12 protein-coding genes are annotated in these 15,674 nt (G+C 63.2%); 6 read left to right on the top strand and 6 right to left on the bottom strand.

What is annotated here, in order from left to right:
- The first annotated feature begins 64 nt into the window (after nt 1-64).
- The 4 genes from pcrA (at nt 65) to sucD (ending at nt 5,673) form a co-directional block, all read left to right on the top strand.
- Complete coding sequence (pcrA, locus tag ACZ5J0_RS04840) at nt 65-2,611, top strand: DNA helicase PcrA (RefSeq protein ID WP_464094296.1); 2,547 nt, start codon at nt 65-67, stop codon at nt 2,609-2,611.
- Between the two features lie 14 nt (nt 2,612-2,625).
- Nucleotides 2,626-3,324, top strand: a complete 699-nt coding sequence (locus ACZ5J0_RS04845; protein ID WP_464094297.1) for a hypothetical protein — start codon at nt 2,626-2,628, stop codon at nt 3,322-3,324.
- Nucleotides 3,325-3,588: 264 nt separating this feature from the next.
- The gene (gene sucC / locus ACZ5J0_RS04850) at nt 3,589-4,758 is read left to right on the top strand and encodes an ADP-forming succinate--CoA ligase subunit beta (RefSeq protein WP_011773779.1); all 1,170 of its coding nucleotides are present in this window, start codon (nt 3,589-3,591) and stop codon (nt 4,756-4,758) included.
- 12 nt (nt 4,759-4,770) lie between these two features.
- Complete coding sequence (gene sucD / locus ACZ5J0_RS04855) at nt 4,771-5,673, top strand: succinate--CoA ligase subunit alpha (protein ID WP_062070672.1); 903 nt, start codon at nt 4,771-4,773, stop codon at nt 5,671-5,673.
- Between the two features lie 138 nt (nt 5,674-5,811).
- On the opposite strand, the gene ACZ5J0_RS04860 is transcribed toward sucD, so the two are convergent.
- Complete coding sequence (locus ACZ5J0_RS04860; protein ID WP_464094298.1) at nt 5,812-8,730, bottom strand: chitobiase/beta-hexosaminidase C-terminal domain-containing protein; 2,919 nt, start codon at nt 8,728-8,730, stop codon at nt 5,812-5,814.
- 191 nt (nt 8,731-8,921) lie between these two features.
- Between ACZ5J0_RS04860 and ACZ5J0_RS04865 the strand changes: the two genes are divergently transcribed.
- A complete protein-coding gene (locus ACZ5J0_RS04865) occupies nt 8,922-10,055 on the top strand; it encodes an LOG family protein (protein WP_464094299.1) in 1,134 nt (377 codons plus the stop codon).
- A 4-nt stretch (nt 10,056-10,059) separates the two neighbouring features.
- Here ACZ5J0_RS04865 and ACZ5J0_RS04870 read toward each other — a convergent pair whose 3' ends face one another.
- From ACZ5J0_RS04870 to ACZ5J0_RS04880, 3 genes are all read right to left on the bottom strand, one after another.
- Nucleotides 10,060-11,061, bottom strand: a complete 1,002-nt coding sequence (locus ACZ5J0_RS04870; RefSeq protein WP_142940055.1) for a matrixin family metalloprotease — start codon at nt 11,059-11,061, stop codon at nt 10,060-10,062.
- A 66-nt stretch (nt 11,062-11,127) separates the two neighbouring features.
- The gene (locus ACZ5J0_RS04875) at nt 11,128-11,964 is read right to left on the bottom strand and encodes a matrixin family metalloprotease (RefSeq protein ID WP_223942601.1); all 837 of its coding nucleotides are present in this window, start codon (nt 11,962-11,964) and stop codon (nt 11,128-11,130) included.
- A 143-nt stretch (nt 11,965-12,107) separates the two neighbouring features.
- On the bottom strand, nt 12,108-13,265 hold the full coding sequence (locus ACZ5J0_RS04880; RefSeq protein WP_142940069.1) for a VIT1/CCC1 transporter family protein: 1,158 nt from the start codon (nt 13,263-13,265) through the stop codon (nt 12,108-12,110).
- A 226-nt stretch (nt 13,266-13,491) separates the two neighbouring features.
- Between ACZ5J0_RS04880 and ACZ5J0_RS04885 the strand changes: the two genes are divergently transcribed.
- Nucleotides 13,492-13,683, top strand: a complete 192-nt coding sequence (locus ACZ5J0_RS04885) for a hypothetical protein (protein ID WP_142940054.1) — start codon at nt 13,492-13,494, stop codon at nt 13,681-13,683.
- Here ACZ5J0_RS04885 and ACZ5J0_RS04890 read toward each other — a convergent pair.
- Complete coding sequence (locus ACZ5J0_RS04890; protein WP_250821017.1) at nt 13,680-13,877, bottom strand: hypothetical protein; 198 nt, start codon at nt 13,875-13,877, stop codon at nt 13,680-13,682. The genes ACZ5J0_RS04885 and ACZ5J0_RS04890 overlap by 4 nt on opposite strands.
- A gap of 225 nt (nt 13,878-14,102) precedes the next feature.
- On the bottom strand, nt 14,103-15,620 hold the full coding sequence (locus ACZ5J0_RS04895) for a sodium:solute symporter family protein (protein ID WP_187697267.1): 1,518 nt from the start codon (nt 15,618-15,620) through the stop codon (nt 14,103-14,105).
- Between the last annotated feature and the right edge of the window lie 54 nt (nt 15,621-15,674).

Raw genomic sequence — 15,674 nt, forward strand, 5'->3', positions numbered from 1 at the left:
CACCAGCACACCGGATCCGGCGCGACGTAGAGTGTCAGAGGCACCGCCTAGACTGGTAGGCACCATGGATATGTTGTTTGACCCCTACGCAGACGGACCCTTCAAAGCAGGCACCAAAGCCGCACTCAAGGCTGCCCCGGAGCTTTCCCCCTCCGGCGGTGGCTCCTCCGGGCCCCGCCTTCAGGAAGGCGCCGGCGAGTCAAAAGACCTTCCGGGCCAGGGTGCACCGGGAGGGTGGGACCACCGCGGAACCCACGGCTTACCCACTGCCGATGCCCTGCTCCAGGGACTGAATCCACAGCAGGAAGAAGCTGTGAAACACGCCGGAAGCCCCCTGCTGATCGTTGCAGGCGCGGGCTCCGGCAAGACCCGTGTGCTCAGTAACAGGATCGCCTACCTCATTGCCACCAAGCGTGCCCATCACGGCGAAATCCTGGCCATCACCTTCACTAACAAAGCGGCGGCCGAAATGCGGGAACGCATCGAAGCCCTGGTGGGACCCCGGGCCAAGGGCATGTGGATCTCCACCTTCCACTCGTCCTGCGTACGTATCCTGCGCCGGGAAGCGGCCAACGTGGGCCTGAATTCCAACTTCTCCATTTACGACTCCGCTGATTCATTGCGCCTGATCACCCTGGTGGCCAAGAACCTGGACCTCGATCCCAAGAAGTTTGCGCCAAAGGCCATCCAACACAAGATTTCCGCGCTCAAGAACGAGCTCATCGATGCCGACTCCTACGTGTCCTCGGCAAACCATAACGACCCCTTTGAAAGCGCCGTTGCAGAGGTCTTCAAGGGCTACACGCAGCGTCTCCGGCAAGCCAACGCCATGGACTTCGATGACCTCATCGCCGAAACCGTGTACATGTTCAGGGCCTTTCCGGCGCTCGCGGAATCCTACCGGCGCCGTTTCCGGCACGTGTTGGTTGACGAGTACCAGGACACCAACCACGCCCAGTACGCACTGGTCAGGGAAATCGTGGGTTTGGGAACGGATACGGACGTTGCGCCCAGCGAACTGACTGTGGTGGGCGATTCCGATCAGTCCATTTATGCCTTCCGCGGCGCGGACATCCGCAACATCGTGGAGTTCGAGGCCGACTATCCGAACGCCCGCACCATCAAACTTGAGCAGAACTACCGCTCCACACAGAACATCCTCAGCGCCGCCAACTCGGTGATTTCCCGTAACCCGAACCGCCAGGAAAAGCGTTTGTGGACAGCGGAGGGAGACGGCGAGAAAATCGTTGGCTACGTGGGGGAGAACGAGCACGACGAAGCCCAGTTCATTGCCAAGGAAATCGACCGCCTGCAGGACGAGGACGGCTTGCGTCCCGGCGACGTCGCTATCTTCTACCGCACCAACGCGCAGTCACGCTCCATTGAGGATGTGCTGGTCCGTGTGGGCTTGCCCTACAAAGTGGTGGGCGGTACTCGGTTCTATGAGCGCAAGGAAATCAAGGATGCCCTGGCGTACTTGCGCGTCCTGGTGAACCCGGACGACGACGTCAACCTCCGCCGCGTATTGAACGAACCCAAGCGCGGGATCGGTGATCGCGCCGAGGGTGCAGTTGCGGCTTTGGCGGAGCGGGAACGCACGTCATTCATGGCCGCTGCACGCCGCGCCGACCAAGCTCCCGGAATGGCAACCCGCTCGGTCAACGCCGTCCTGGGCTTTGTGAAGCTGCTGGATGACCTCGCCGAGGTGGCGTCCGGCTCCGGTGCCGCTGCTGCCCTCGAAGCCGTCCTTGAACAGACCGGTTACCTGGCGGGCCTGCGCGCCAGCAACGACCCCCAGGACGAATCCCGCGTGGAGAACCTCGCGGAACTGGTGGCCGTGGTCCGGGAGTACGAGCGCGATAATCCGGACGGGTCCCTCGGCGAGTTCCTGGAGCAGGTCTCCCTGGTGGCAGACGCCGACCAGATTCCCGATGCCCCTGGTGCGGACATTGATGCCGCGGTGGCTGAGGCCAAGAGGATGGGCGTTGTCACGCTCATGACCCTGCACACAGCCAAGGGCCTGGAGTTCCCGGTGGTCTTCCTCACCGGCATGGAGCACGGAATCTTCCCGCACCAACGCTCGGCAACGGACCCCAAAGAACTCGCGGAAGAACGCCGCCTGGCCTACGTGGGCCTGACCCGTGCCCGCAAGCGCCTTTATGTCACGCGCTCTGAGGTTCGCAGCATGTGGGGCCAGAGCCAGTACAACCCCGCCAGCCAGTTCCTGGAAGAGATTCCCTCCGAACTTGTGGAGTGGAAGCGCGAAGGAATGAGTCGCCAGGCCGCAGGTGGCTGGGGGAGCGCCCCCATCGGGTCCAACCGCTACGGTGGTTCGTTCTGGGGTGCGGGCACATCCCGCGGTGCTGCCGCCAGCCCAACCGCAGGGTTCGACGCCGACGTCCCGGCCGCCGTCGTACGCAACAGGGTCCAGCCGCAAAAGGAAGTTATTTCCGTGGTGGCGGGGGATAAGGTCCACCACACAAGCTTCGGCAACGGAGTGGTCTTGGGCATCGAGGGTTCGGGGGACAAGACGGTGGCGAAGGTGAAGTTCGACGTCGGCGAAAAGCGACTTCTCTTGCGGTATGCGCCCCTGACCAAGTTGGATGCGTGAAATCGCACGGCATAATGAGGGGCATGCGACGGACTGTCTGGCCGATCCTGGCCGCCCTGATCATGGTGCTGGCGGCGGGATGCTCTTTCGCCACCAAAGATCCTGACTATGTGCCGCCGGCCCCGTTGCCGCCGCTTGAACAGCTCCAGCAGGTTCCCGTCACTGAGCAGACCACCTTGTCCGCGGGCGAGGATGTCACTGCTTTTGTCACGGCTGACAAGAACATTGTCTGCGCCATGACGTCCTCACGGGGTGGGCACCTCAATCTCCCGTATGAGGCCAACTCTTACTCGGATGCTGCCAACAACAAGTTCGCCGTTGTTCCCGTGGTCCACTGTGAACTGGCCAAGTATGCCGCACCGGAGCCCGATGACGTCGCTGACGATTGTGCGGGAATCGGCCTCGGATACCTGGGCGGGACGGTGCTCCTGACTCCGGAGAAGGCGGTGTACGGCTCATGTCGTTCCGGCGTAACACAAATGGAGTCGGAGTTCGGTCCGAAGGGCAGCCGGGAAGGTCCCATCTCCAAGCTCCGGGAGCTGGGGGAGGGGCAGAACATTGAGCGCAACGGTCTGCGGTGTTCGGCCTATAACGGCGGCGTTGCTTGCGGAAATATCTCCGGGGGCGTGGCGTTCTTCGTCGATCGCGAGGGCTACCAGTTGATTTCCGACGGCGGGAAAAAGGTCTCGGGGAACCTGAAACTTGCGTCGTGACTGCTCTTGGATAGTGGGCGGGCGGCCCAAAAACCGCGTCATTCTGCGGGTTTTCTACAGCCGATAGAAGTGTAAGGTTACTCACTTAACAGGTAGTGTGTAGCTGGCGGGACTCCTCAAAGGGCTAAAGTTCCGAGAGGACCTTACGCAATGTGACCGGCTTCAATCCTGGTTGTTACCGCGTACTTTCCGCAGCTGGCTATCGCGGTCATCGCGGTTCCCGGCTGAACAGAAAACTACTTCGACGTAGAAGGACACTAAACCGTGGACCTGTTTGAATATCAGGCGCGCGATATGTTCGAAGCGCACGGTGTACCCGTGCTCGCCGGCATCGTGGCGCACACTCCTGAAGAAGCAAAGGCAGCTGCCGAGAAGATCGGCGGCGTAACTGTCGTCAAGGCACAGGTTAAGGTTGGTGGCCGCGGCAAGGCTGGCGGCGTCAAGGTTGCCAAGACTGCCGAAGAGGCACTTGAGCACTCCACCAACATCCTGGGCATGGACATCAAGGGCCACACCGTCAACAAGGTGATGATCGCCCAGGGTGCTGACATCGCCGAAGAGTTCTACTTCTCGGTCCTCCTGGACCGCGCCAACCGCAACTACCTGGCCATGTGCTCGGTTGAGGGCGGCATGGAGATCGAACAGCTTGCCGTGGAGCGTCCCGAGGCCCTGGCCAAGATCGCCATCGACCCCGCAGTGGGCATCGACCAGGCCAAGGCTGACGAGATCGTCGCAGCTGCAGGTTTCGCTGAAGAACTGCGCGGCAAAGTGGCCGACGTCATTCTGAAGCTCTGGGACGTCTTCAAGAAGGAAGATGCAACCCTGGTTGAGGTCAACCCGCTGGTCCGCACCGGCGCCGGCGAGATCGTTGCCCTCGACGGCAAGGTCTCCCTGGATGAGAACGCTGACTTCCGCCACGTGCACCACGCGCACCTGGAAGACAAGGATGCAGCTGACCCGCTGGAGGCCAAGGCCAAGGCCCAGGACCTCAACTACGTCAAGCTGGACGGCGAAGTAGGCATCATCGGCAACGGCGCCGGTCTTGTGATGTCCACCCTCGACGTCGTTGCATACGCTGGCGAGAACCACGGCAACGTCAAGCCCGCCAACTTCCTGGACATCGGCGGTGGAGCTTCCGCCGAGGTCATGGCCAACGGCCTCGACGTCATCTTGGGCGACTCCCAGGTCAAGAGCGTGTTCGTGAACGTCTTCGGTGGCATCACCGCCTGTGACGCCGTTGCCAAGGGCATCGTCGGCGCACTGGCTGAGCTGGGTTCCTCCGCGAACAAGCCGCTGGTAGTTCGCCTCGACGGCAACAACGTTGAGGAAGGCCGCCGCATCCTGACCGAGGCCAACCACCCGCTGGTTACCCTGGCCGCCACCATGGACGAGGGCGCCGACAAGGCCGCCGAGCTCGCCAACGCAGCTAAGTAAAGGGACGCGACAATGTCTATCTACCTCAACAAGGACTCCAAAGTCATCGTTCAGGGCATCACCGGCGGCGAGGGCACCAAGCACACCGCCCTCATGCTCAAGGCCGGCACCAACATTGTTGGTGGCGTCAACGCCCGCAAGGCCGGTACCACGGTCCTGCACGGCGATAAGGAAATCAACGTCTTCGGCACCGTCAAGGAAGCCATCGCTGAAACCGGCGCTGACGTCTCCATCGTCTTCGTACCCCCGGCATTCACCAAGGACGCCGTAGTTGAAGCCATCGAAGCCGGCATCGGCCTGGTAGTTGTCATCACCGAAGGCGTTCCTGTTCAGGACTCCGCCGAATTCTGGGCTCTCGCCCAGTCCAAGGTTGACGCTGACGGCAAGCAGATCACCCGCATCATCGGACCGAACTGCCCCGGCATCATCACCCCCGGCGAAGCACTGGTTGGCATCACCCCGGCGAACATCACGGGCAAGGGCCCCATCGGCCTAGTGTCCAAGTCCGGTACCTTGACCTACCAGATGATGTACGAACTCCGCGACCTCGGCTTCTCCACCGCGATCGGCATCGGTGGCGACCCCATCATCGGCACCACGCACATCGACGCCCTGGCTGCGTTCGAGGCTGATCCGGAGACCAAGGCAATCGTCATGATCGGCGAAATCGGTGGCGACGCTGAAGAGCGCGCAGCCGACTTCATCAAGGCCAACGTCACCAAGCCGGTTGTTGGCTACGTTGCAGGCTTCACCGCTCCGGAGGGCAAGACCATGGGCCACGCAGGCGCCATCGTCTCCGGCTCTGCAGGAACGGCACAGGCCAAGAAGGAAGCTCTCGAAGCTGCAGGCGTGAAGGTCGGCAAGACGCCGTCCGAAACCGCCACGCTGCTGCGCGAAGTTTACGCAACGCTCTAGGTTCTACAGCTAACTCACGACGACGGCCCGGCGCCTTCCCTGCGGAAGGTGACGGGCCGTCGTCGTGCTCTAAGTAGCTGACGCGAGCCGAAGAGTCTGGGGGAAAACTCCGACCCGCGCCAGGTCCGTGGGGGCTGGCTAGGCGATGATCTTCATGGCCTGCCAACCGGTGCCGAGGCTGATGGGCGGCACAGTGCTGAACGCTCCACTGCCTGTGCCCGGGTACAGCCACAGGGTGTCGCCGATGCGGCCTACGACGTCATTGCTGCCATCGCCGTTGAGGTCGCGGGGCCCGGCTATCGATGTTCGGTTGTCCCAACCCGTTGAGATTTGCTTCCACTGGAGCCATCCGCGGGTTCCGTTTCCGGGGTAGAGCCAGAGTGCACCCGTGTCCGAACGGCGCGCCAGCACATCTGCCTTTCCATCTCCATTAAAGTCCCCCGTGCTCAGAATTGCATTCATCACATTCCACCCGGATCCAATGGTGGTGGGAGTCCGCTGGCCGCCGGTTCCGTTGCCTTCGTAGAGCCGCAGCTCCCCGGAGCTCAGCCGGCCGATGAAGTCCGGAATACCGTCGCCGCTGAAGTCGCCGGGAGAGAACAGCTGGCTCATGGTGCTCCAGCCGGTGCTGACCTGTACCCGGGCTCCGAAACTGCCGGCACCGTTGCCCGGGTAGAACCACACGACGTCTCCGGCGCGGGCCAGGAGGTCATTCTTGCCGTCCCTGTTGAAGTCGCCGGGGGTGATGGTTTCGTTGACGGTGGACCACGCCGGTGCCGCCAGGGCCACCTGGCGTTCCGATAGCCCGCCCGCACCGTCACCGGGGTACAAGTACAGATTTCCAGCGGTATCGGAGGCTAGGACATCGGCTTTGCCGTCACCGTTGAAGTCATGGGCCGACGGCGGTCCGGCTGCGGGCACGGTGTACGTCTGGTTGCCCACGGCTGAGGCGTTACCGGCAGTGTCCACCCCGATGTACTTCAGGTTCAGGGTTGAGGTGCCCATGAGAATCGGGGCCGAGTATTTGATGTTCGTTGCCGATTCCACCGCAGTGGGTGTGCTGCCATCGGTGGTGTAGTAGATGGCAGCCCCCGGCTCATTTGCGGTCAGGGTGATGGTTGCCCCGCTGGCCAGTGCCCGGCTGGTGGGGTTGGCTGTGACCACGGGGGCTGTGGTGTCCGGCGGCACCGTGTACGTCTGGGTGACGACGTCGGAGACGTTTCCGGCAGGATCCGTGGCGGAGTACTTCAGTGTCATCGGGCCCGGGCCGTCGAAGGTGATCGGTGCCGAGTACACCACGCCGGCGACCAAGGGGTCGGTACCGTCTTTGGTGTATTTGATGACCGAATTCGCTTCATTGACCGTGAGGGTGATGGTGGTGCCGGGAGCGTACACGCCGCCGGCAGGGTTGGCCGTGACCACGGGCTTGGTGACGTCAGGGCCTGTGGAATAGACCTGGGTGACCACTGCGGATGGGTTGTTCGCGGTGTCTACAGCGAAGTACTTCAGGGTCAGCGGCCCGTTCACCGTGAGGGGGGTGGCGTATCTGCTGCTGGCCGTGGTGGGTGTGGACCCGTCCACGGTGTAGTAGATGGTGGCCGGCTCGTTCACGGCAAGCGTGACCTTCTGTCCGACGTCGTACGTGCCGCCTGCCGGTGTGGCTGTGACCACGGGGGCAACAACATCGGCGGTGATATGCGCTTCGAATTCGGCCAGGCCCACGTTGGTGGTGGTACCGCTGACAGAACTGATGTTAAAACGTACGGAGCTGACGGTCCTGGCAGGAAAGTTGGTAGTCAATCCTGAGCCGTTGTTGGGCAGGGCAGCAACCGGGACGGTGGTGCCGTCAGAAAATGTGAGATTGCCGCCGGTGACGTGGTCGCTGGGCAAGGGACGGTCAAAGAGTGTCACTGCGTTGATGGTCCGGGCAGGGGAGAAGTTGTACTGGATCCAGCTACCGGCCTTGCCCCCGTTGGTGACCCACTCGCGGTTGGCATCCATGGGAGTGCCCCAGGCATATCCATCCCGCGCCTTCTCCGGACTTTGTGCGGAGGCCCTTTGAGAGGACGCTGACACCGTGGTTCCCGCCGATTTTGCTGCGTTCCCGGTCCACTCGATCGACGTGATGTACTGCCGCTTGAGCCAGTCGCTGTAAGGGGTGTCCGGGCAAACGGCTCCGCAGAGGTACTCATCAAACTCAGCGAAACGCCTGAAAGTGTTGACCTTGCTGGTCAGTTCGGCCCCTGTGACGTTCTGTGCGTACTCGTCAATCACGTACGCGTCGTAGGCGGAGGAAGTATGTGGTCCCGTGTAGGCGCGGGTGGCCAGCTGCCCGAACTTGGCTGCAGCCCAATGGTCGCTATGGTCATACGGGGTGGTGAAGTTGCCGGTCCAGTCCTGGGTCCGGAACGTGGTGGGCTTGTAGTTGGCCACGAGCCGGTTCAGCACACTCTGCAGTTGGGCTTTTGTGTACGTGGCAGATCCATCAACGGGGCGGATGGTGGAGATGCGGCCGTCCCACAGTTTGAGGATGCTCTGGCCGTTGTAACGGCTGCTGCCATTGCCGTTGGGGAAGCCATCCGGAAGCCGCAGGAAAACCACTGAGATATTCGGGGCGGCATTGAGCGTGTGAACGGTCAGTGGCCGCTCAGGAACGCCGGCGTCAGAAGCCGTCCAGGCGTTGGCTACCCCGGCCATCAGGGCATAACTCGACCGGATGCCGTCCTCCAGGCCACCCCAATAGGACTGCCCTTCACCGGCTTCCCCCGCTGTGATGTAGACGGTCTGGACGCAGCGTTTGGCTTGGATGTCCCGCATGAAGTCCGGGCTGATGAAGATCAGGTCATCGTCGGTGTGCGCCACGATCATGTGGGCACCGCCTGTACCCGGACAGGGCGGCACTGCCGCCGAGGCGGGCATGGCCAGTCCGAACACCAGGGAGGAAAGGGCAACAGAAAGGCCCAGCAGGAATCCCAGGATTCGCCGGGCACATGAACGGGTGTTATTCAGTGGTAGTCGAGTATGACGACGAACGTATTTTGGACGGTCCACAACCATGCTCCTTGAGCAGATGTTGGGCCCCCCAGCCGGCAAACTTACGACGCCCCCAGGACGCCATGTCGGATTGAGTTATTCACCGCCCCACGGGTTCCCCGCGTGAAAACGATGCAGTGAGCGCTACTGTACTCCCGCTGATGGGCCGTGGGTAGGGTTCCGGCAAACTTCCATGCCAGCACTACGCTGAAACCATGAATCGCTCCGGATCCTTGAACCCGAGTCCCCGCACACTGGACGTCGAAAGTGTGGCCCACTTCAGCCACCTGGTCAGTGCAGGAGCCGGGTCCATGCACGGCTGGCACGCTCAGTCGCTGGACCTGCGAGGCCACGCACGGGACCTCAAAGCCTTGGACCCTGAAGGTGCGATCTTCCTGGGCTGCACCTTTGATGATGGGGTGGAGGAAAGCCTCCGACGGCGGGGAGCGCTCATTTTTCCCAAGCTTCACAATGTGCCGTTCAACCCTTACCGAAGCGGGGTCTACACAGCCGGGGAACTGTACGCGGACATTTCCTCCACGGAATACGAGTCCACCCTGGACGCCCGCATTTACCAATGGAGCATCCTGCCCGGGCGACGAGGCAGCCTGGACGCCACCCTCGCCGCAGCCCTACACGATCACGCAATCGGCGATGCCTTGGACGAGTTGCTGGAGCACGGCGCGCTCTCCGGCACCAGGGTGGTGGGCGTCATGGGCGGTCACGCGGCACAGCGGGGGACCAAGGAATTCGCCGACGCCGCGCACCTGGGACGGTTGCTGGCCCAAGCCGGCTTTACAGTAGCTACGGGCGGTGGCCCCGGCGCCATGGAAGCGGCCAACCTTGGCGCCTACCTGAGCGGAGTCCCCGACGCCGACTCCACCGCTGCGCTTGAGGCCCTCGCTGCGGTGCCGGGATTCAGGCCCTCGGTGACGGCTTGGGCGCGGCAAGCAGCCGCCGTCGTCGAACGCTATCCGGACGGTACCCCAACGCTCGGTATTCCCACATGGTTTTACGGCCACGAGCCGCCCAATCTTTTCGCCACCCACATCGCCAAGTACTTCGCCAACGCTATCCGTGAAGCCATCCTGCTGGAGCTCTGCGACGGCGGCATTGTGTTCCTGCCGGGCGCGGCCGGAACGGTACAGGAGATCTTCCAGGACGCGTGCGAGAACTACTACGGAGCCCCTGAGACCATCACGCCCATGGTGCTGGTGGGACGCGAACACTGGGAACGGACATTTCCCGCCTGGCCCATGGTGCAGAGCCTCGCGGCCGGGAAACCGATGGCGGAGAAGATCTTCCTGGTGGACACGGTGGAGGAGGCCTTGGCGGTGCTTGCCCCGTAGGACCTCAGAAATCCTTGCTGCAAGGTCCCCTGCCCAGCTGGGCCAAGCCGGTGAGGTCGCCGGCAGCGTACCCGCGCACCCAGGAAGCTTGATCGAACATGAGCTGCCGGGGATCGTCCACGTGGTCCAGGCCCAGGAGATGACCGAGCTCGTGCATGATCACAGCTACGCCGATCTCCTCTCCGTTGGGAGCGTTCACGATCTCAGCGAACTGGGGAGCATCCAAGGACACCGTCCCGGTGACGTACGCCTTGTAGCCGTCGCTGAGGCCAATGGAAGAACTCCCGCCAAGCCCCACAGTCTGCCCGGTCAGGCGTGGCACCTGCTCCGGGGTGGTCCACGCAATGAGGACCGGTGCCCAGCGGTCCCCGTACCTTTCCGGCTGGTATCCGGACCTGGTGGGGGAGGGAACTTCGGAACTGGGGCCGTCATAGACGAACCTCAGTCCCGTAGCTGAACTGGCCTGTTCCACTGCCTCCACCACCAAAGGCTGCCACGAGGCCGGCGCGAGGTCCGAGTTGACCACGTAGTGGATAGGCCTGCACGGCGAATAGGCCAGCGGGGTTCCGTCTTCTTTGACGGCCAGGAACTTATATGAGGAACTGGTGCGGTTGAGCGGGGCTGGTGTCCCCAGCGGCGCGTCCGCTTCTTCGAGTCCCGGGACGGGGTCCTGGCGTTGGCCAAAAGGAACCAATCCGGGCCGGGGAGCCTGGCTTTGCGTTGCGGACGGGCCATACAGGAACTGACGGAGTTCGCCGCTGAAGTAGGCTCCCGCGCACACCAGCGCCAGGACGCTGATGAGGAACATGATGGCCGCGATGCTGCTGTGCTTGATGGGCGGCCTGATCTGCGGAGGGTCCGGCGGGCGCTGGGAATGCGGGAGGTATTTCGGGCGAGGGGGATCGGGGTCCGGCCACTGGGGCGACCCGTAAGGTTCCATGGAACCCCCTGACGTGGAGGCCGCGACGGGAGGTGGGGCGCCGCCGTCGACCGTAGTGGCCAGCATAAGTCCCACTCCGCCGGGAGTCCATGGCGGGAGTCAACGCCGCGAATGCTTGAGGCGCGAAGCCGCTCAGATGTCCTTGCGGCAAGGCGCCGAGGCAAGAAGATGCAGGCCGTTCAGGTCTCCCGCCGCGAGTCCGTCGGGAGCCCCGATCTCCGGATACATGAGTTGGATGGGATCATCCACGTGATCCAGGCCCATCACGTGGCCCAGTTCGTGCTGCATGACTGCCAGGACGTAGTCGGCCCCGCCGGGGCTGGCAAGCAGTTCCGTGACCTGCGGGGTATCCAGCTCCAAGCTCCCGGTGATGTAACTTTTGGGGCCCTTATTGAGGGAGTACATGGTGCTGCCTCCGGTGCCAATGACATTGTCCGCCAGCGCCGGGGCCTCCACCGGGGTGGTCCACGAGATCAGCAGCGGAGCCCACCGGTCACCGTATTTGGACGGCTGGTAGGGCTCGCGCCGGTCCACGGGCAACTCGTCCGTGGTGCCGTCGTCAATAAACTGAATGCCCGACGCCGCAGAAATATTGGCCAGCGCGGTAGCCAGCAGGGCATCGGAGCCAACAGGCGCGGTGGCGTTGTTCACAACGTAATGAAGCGGGCGGCACGGCGAATAACCTACGGGTGTGCCGTCGTCGTTGGTGGCCAGGAACTTGTACGAGTCGTTGGTGGTGCCGGGGGCTGACGGGGAGGCCAGCGGGGCATCCGCCTCCTCAAGCCCCGGGGGTGGCGCGTCAGGGGCACGCCCCGGTTCTGCAACGCCCGGTCCCTTTTGCGGGGCACCCGGAACGCTGACACCCGGGAACAGTGCGGTGATGCGGGGATCACCCTGCAGATATCCACTCACCAGAACAGCGACGATTGCGGCGATTCCGGCCATGAGGACACCGTGGAGAACCCGCACAGCTGTTGAACTGCGTCGGTGTTTTGGCGCACGTGTTGCTTCCCGCTCCGGGTCCACGGTTCTCCGTTCATGATGCCCTGGATCACGCGGGGCAGCGCGGAGGACGAACCAACATTACGTTCTGCGGGCCGAGCCGTCCAAACTTAGATGATGGTTGCCCCGAACACCAGGCCCAGCCCATAGGTTGCAGCTGCGGCTCCCAGGCCGATGGCCAGCTGACGCAGCCCGCGGCTCAGCGGCGAGGTTCCGGACAGCAAGCCGACGACGGCGCCCGTGGCCAGGAGCGCGATGCCCACCAGGACCCCGGCCACCATCAAGGCTGCAAGGCCCGTCATGCCGAAGATGAAGGGCAGGATGGGCACTATTGCACCTGAGGCGAAGAAGCAGAAGCTGGACAATGCCGCGCCCCATGCGGAGCCTACGGACTCGTGCTCGTCCGCCGGCGGTTTTTCCGGTTGCAAGGACAGGCTCGGATCGCAGTCGCAGCTGAACAAACCCATACGTTCGGCCGCTCGGTGCTCCGCAGCTTCACGGGTCATGCCCCTGGCAAGGTACACCAGGACCAGTTCGTTGTGCTCAATATCCAACGAAGGCGCGGCAGTCAGTGTTGCCTGCGTGGGAAGCGTGGCGTTAAGGAGTTCGCGCTGCGAGCGGACCGAGACGTATTCGCCCGCGCCCATGGACAGCGCACCGGCCAACAAGCCTGCCACGCCACTCATCAGGACTACAGGGCTGGGTACACCGGTTGCTGCCATGCCCATCACCAACGAGAGGTTGCTGACCAGTCCGTCATTGGCGCCAAAGACTGCGGCGCGGAAGGTTCCGGAGAGCCTGTTGCGTCCGCGCGTGGCCAGGCCCCGGACAACTTCCTCGTGGATTTGTTCATCGGCAACCATGGCAGGCGTTGCTGCAGGCTCGGTGCCGTAGGGGGAACGGCCCTCGGCGCGTTGGGCCAACGCCAGCACAAAGACCGAGCCGAAATTGCGGGCAAGGAATCCCAGGAACTGGCTCCGGGCGGACGCTGCCTTGGGCATTCCGGCGTGCTCGCCAAGGAGCTTGAGCCAGTGGGCTTCGTGGCGGCCTTCAGCTTCGGCCAGGGCGAGCAGGATTTGGCGCTCCTCGCCGTCACGCCGCTGGGCAAGTTCGCGGTACACGGCGGCTTCGGCACGCTCATCGGCCAGGTACTGGCGCCACCGGCGGATGTCCGCGTTCGACGGAAGCGCGGCTGCTGATGCGGGGGCTGCTGAGTCGGGGGTGGGGTCCGGAGCGGGGCTCGACGAACTGTGGGATTCCTGGTGCATCTGCACTACGTCTCCTGTGCTGGGCACTTGTCTCCTGTGCTGGGTGGGGTAGTTGCGCCCCTTTGCACGCCCCACACTACCGCTTATCCGCACGGATTTTTGGCCGGTATTCCTCAACTGGAATGTTCGGTGCACCGCAATTTCCTTCCATTCCTTGACCCTTGTTTGCGCCGGTGCTCAGATGGAAGGACACCGGCCAACCGGCCCACGAGACGGAGGTTGCACCATGAACACCACCGAATCACACGCCAACCACCCGGAACGGGCAACCATCGAGTCCGACCCGGCCTACGACTACGCCGAAGACCAGGAAGTGGACCAGCCCTGGGTTGAGGAAGTAGACGCCCCCGAGGACGACGAACGCGTGGTCCCCATCGACGAAACCGAAGAATTCCGCGAGGAGGACGAGGAACTCTAGGCCGGGTGGTCGCAGCTCAGCGTGAAGTGACGTTGGAGGCCTGCCCGCTTCCCGACGGCGGCAACAGTCACCGTCACCGTCTTTGACGCCTCACACCAGCGCGTTGGGCGGATGGCTTGGGCCAACGCCTGCGCGATCAACTGCGGCTGGGGATGCCTGAAGCGCCCGGTCCGGTCCTTTGTCGTGATGGTCACCATGCCTGTGAAGAGGTCGACGGCGGGAATCACCGGGACCGTGGGTGTGGCCGTTTTCGCCGGGGTTTCGGGTGTCTTCGTTGCGCGGCCCGTTCTGCGCCCTTTGTTCGCGCCTTATCGTGCAGAGCGGGCCACGCAACGCCTCCTCCGGGACGCAACAACGGCGACGCCGCCCCGGAAAGGGGAGGCGCCGCCGTCGAACTTTGCTTGTTTCTTTGTACCTGCCTACGAGGCGGGCGTGGTGACCTCTTCCTCTGCCACGCGTGTGCCCGCAACGCGGTCGGTCCAAGCCTTCATGACTGCCGGATCGGTGGGCTTGCTGGCGAGCGAAACCACCACATAGACCAGTGCCGAGGCGATCAGGCCATAGTAGATGGGCTCGTTGGCGTAGATGCCGTCCAGGGGAACTTCGGCGTTGATCTCGAGGATGATCATGGTGCCCAGGGTTACCACTGAACCGGCCGCCATGGACCATGCTGCAGCGATGCCCGTTCCGCGCTTCCACACCAGGCCACCGATGATGGCTACCAGCAGGCCGCCCACAAGGATGTCGTAGGCGATGGTCAGAGCGGCCACTACGTCCTTGGTGGAGATGGCGATGATGATGGCCACGATTCCCAGTCCGAGGACCCAGTAGCGGTTGGCCTTGACGTCGTGCTCAGGGTTGTCGGAATCGGAGGTGTCCACCTTCTTGCCGAACCAGCTGGCAACAAAAGGCATGACGTCTGCGCGGGCAACGGTGGCGGCAGCGATCAGCGCGCCGGAAGCCGTGGACATCATGGCTGCGACAGCTGCAGCGAGCACCAAGCCACCAATGCCGATGGGCAGCAGGCGGGTGGCAACTTCAGCGTAGACGTCATCCTTGGCGGCGATCTCCACACCGGAGAGGGCAACGCTGGCAGCCATGCCGATCAGGGCACCGGCAAAGCCGTAAAGGATGCAGTAGATGCCGGCGGTGGCCCCACCCCAGCGGGCAACCGTGGGGGTCTTGGCCGTAAAGACGCGCTGCCAGATGTCCTGGCCGATCAGCAGGCCCAGTGTGTAAACGACGAAGTAGGTGATGATCGTTTGGAGGCCGATGCCGCCGATATCGAAGAAGCTCTCATCGACGCGGGCGCGGATGCCGTCCAGGCCGCCAGCAGCGTTCAGGGCGAAGGGGAGCATCAGGAAGAAGATGCCCACCGTCTTGATGACGAACTGGACCTGGTCTGCCAAAGTGATGGACCACATGCCGCCGATGGTGGAGTAGACCAGGACAATTGCGCCGCCGATGGCGATGGCCAGCCAACGCTCCCAGCCGAAGAGGACCACGAAAATGGTGGCGTAGGCGCCGGTGGACGTGGCACACAGCATCAGTGTGTAGGCCAGCATGACGATGCCCGAGGTCTGGGTTGCGGTGCTGCCGTAACGGAGGGTCAGCATCTGGGAGACCGTGTAGATCTTGAGTTTCTGGATGGTCCCGGCGAACAGGAGGCTGAGCAGCAGCACACCCGAGCCGATGGCCACAACAAGCCACATGCCGGAGATGCCGAACTTGTAGCCCAGGCCGACGCCGCCCACGGTGGATGCGCCACCGAGGACCACTGCGGCCATGGTGCCGGTGTAAAGGAAGGGGCCCAGGCGGCGGCCTGCCACCAGGAAGTCGCTGTTGTTCTTGGTGCGGGACTTGCCCCACCAGCCGAATGCCAGCATGGCGAGCAGGTACACCACCACGATTGCGATGTTTATAGCCGATGATTCCATGAACGGTCCTTGGAGCTGATGCACTGAGGTTGGGGTTTTCGACGATACTCCTGC

The sequence above is a fragment of the Arthrobacter sp. DualSoilB13 genome (genome assembly GCF_055389195.1).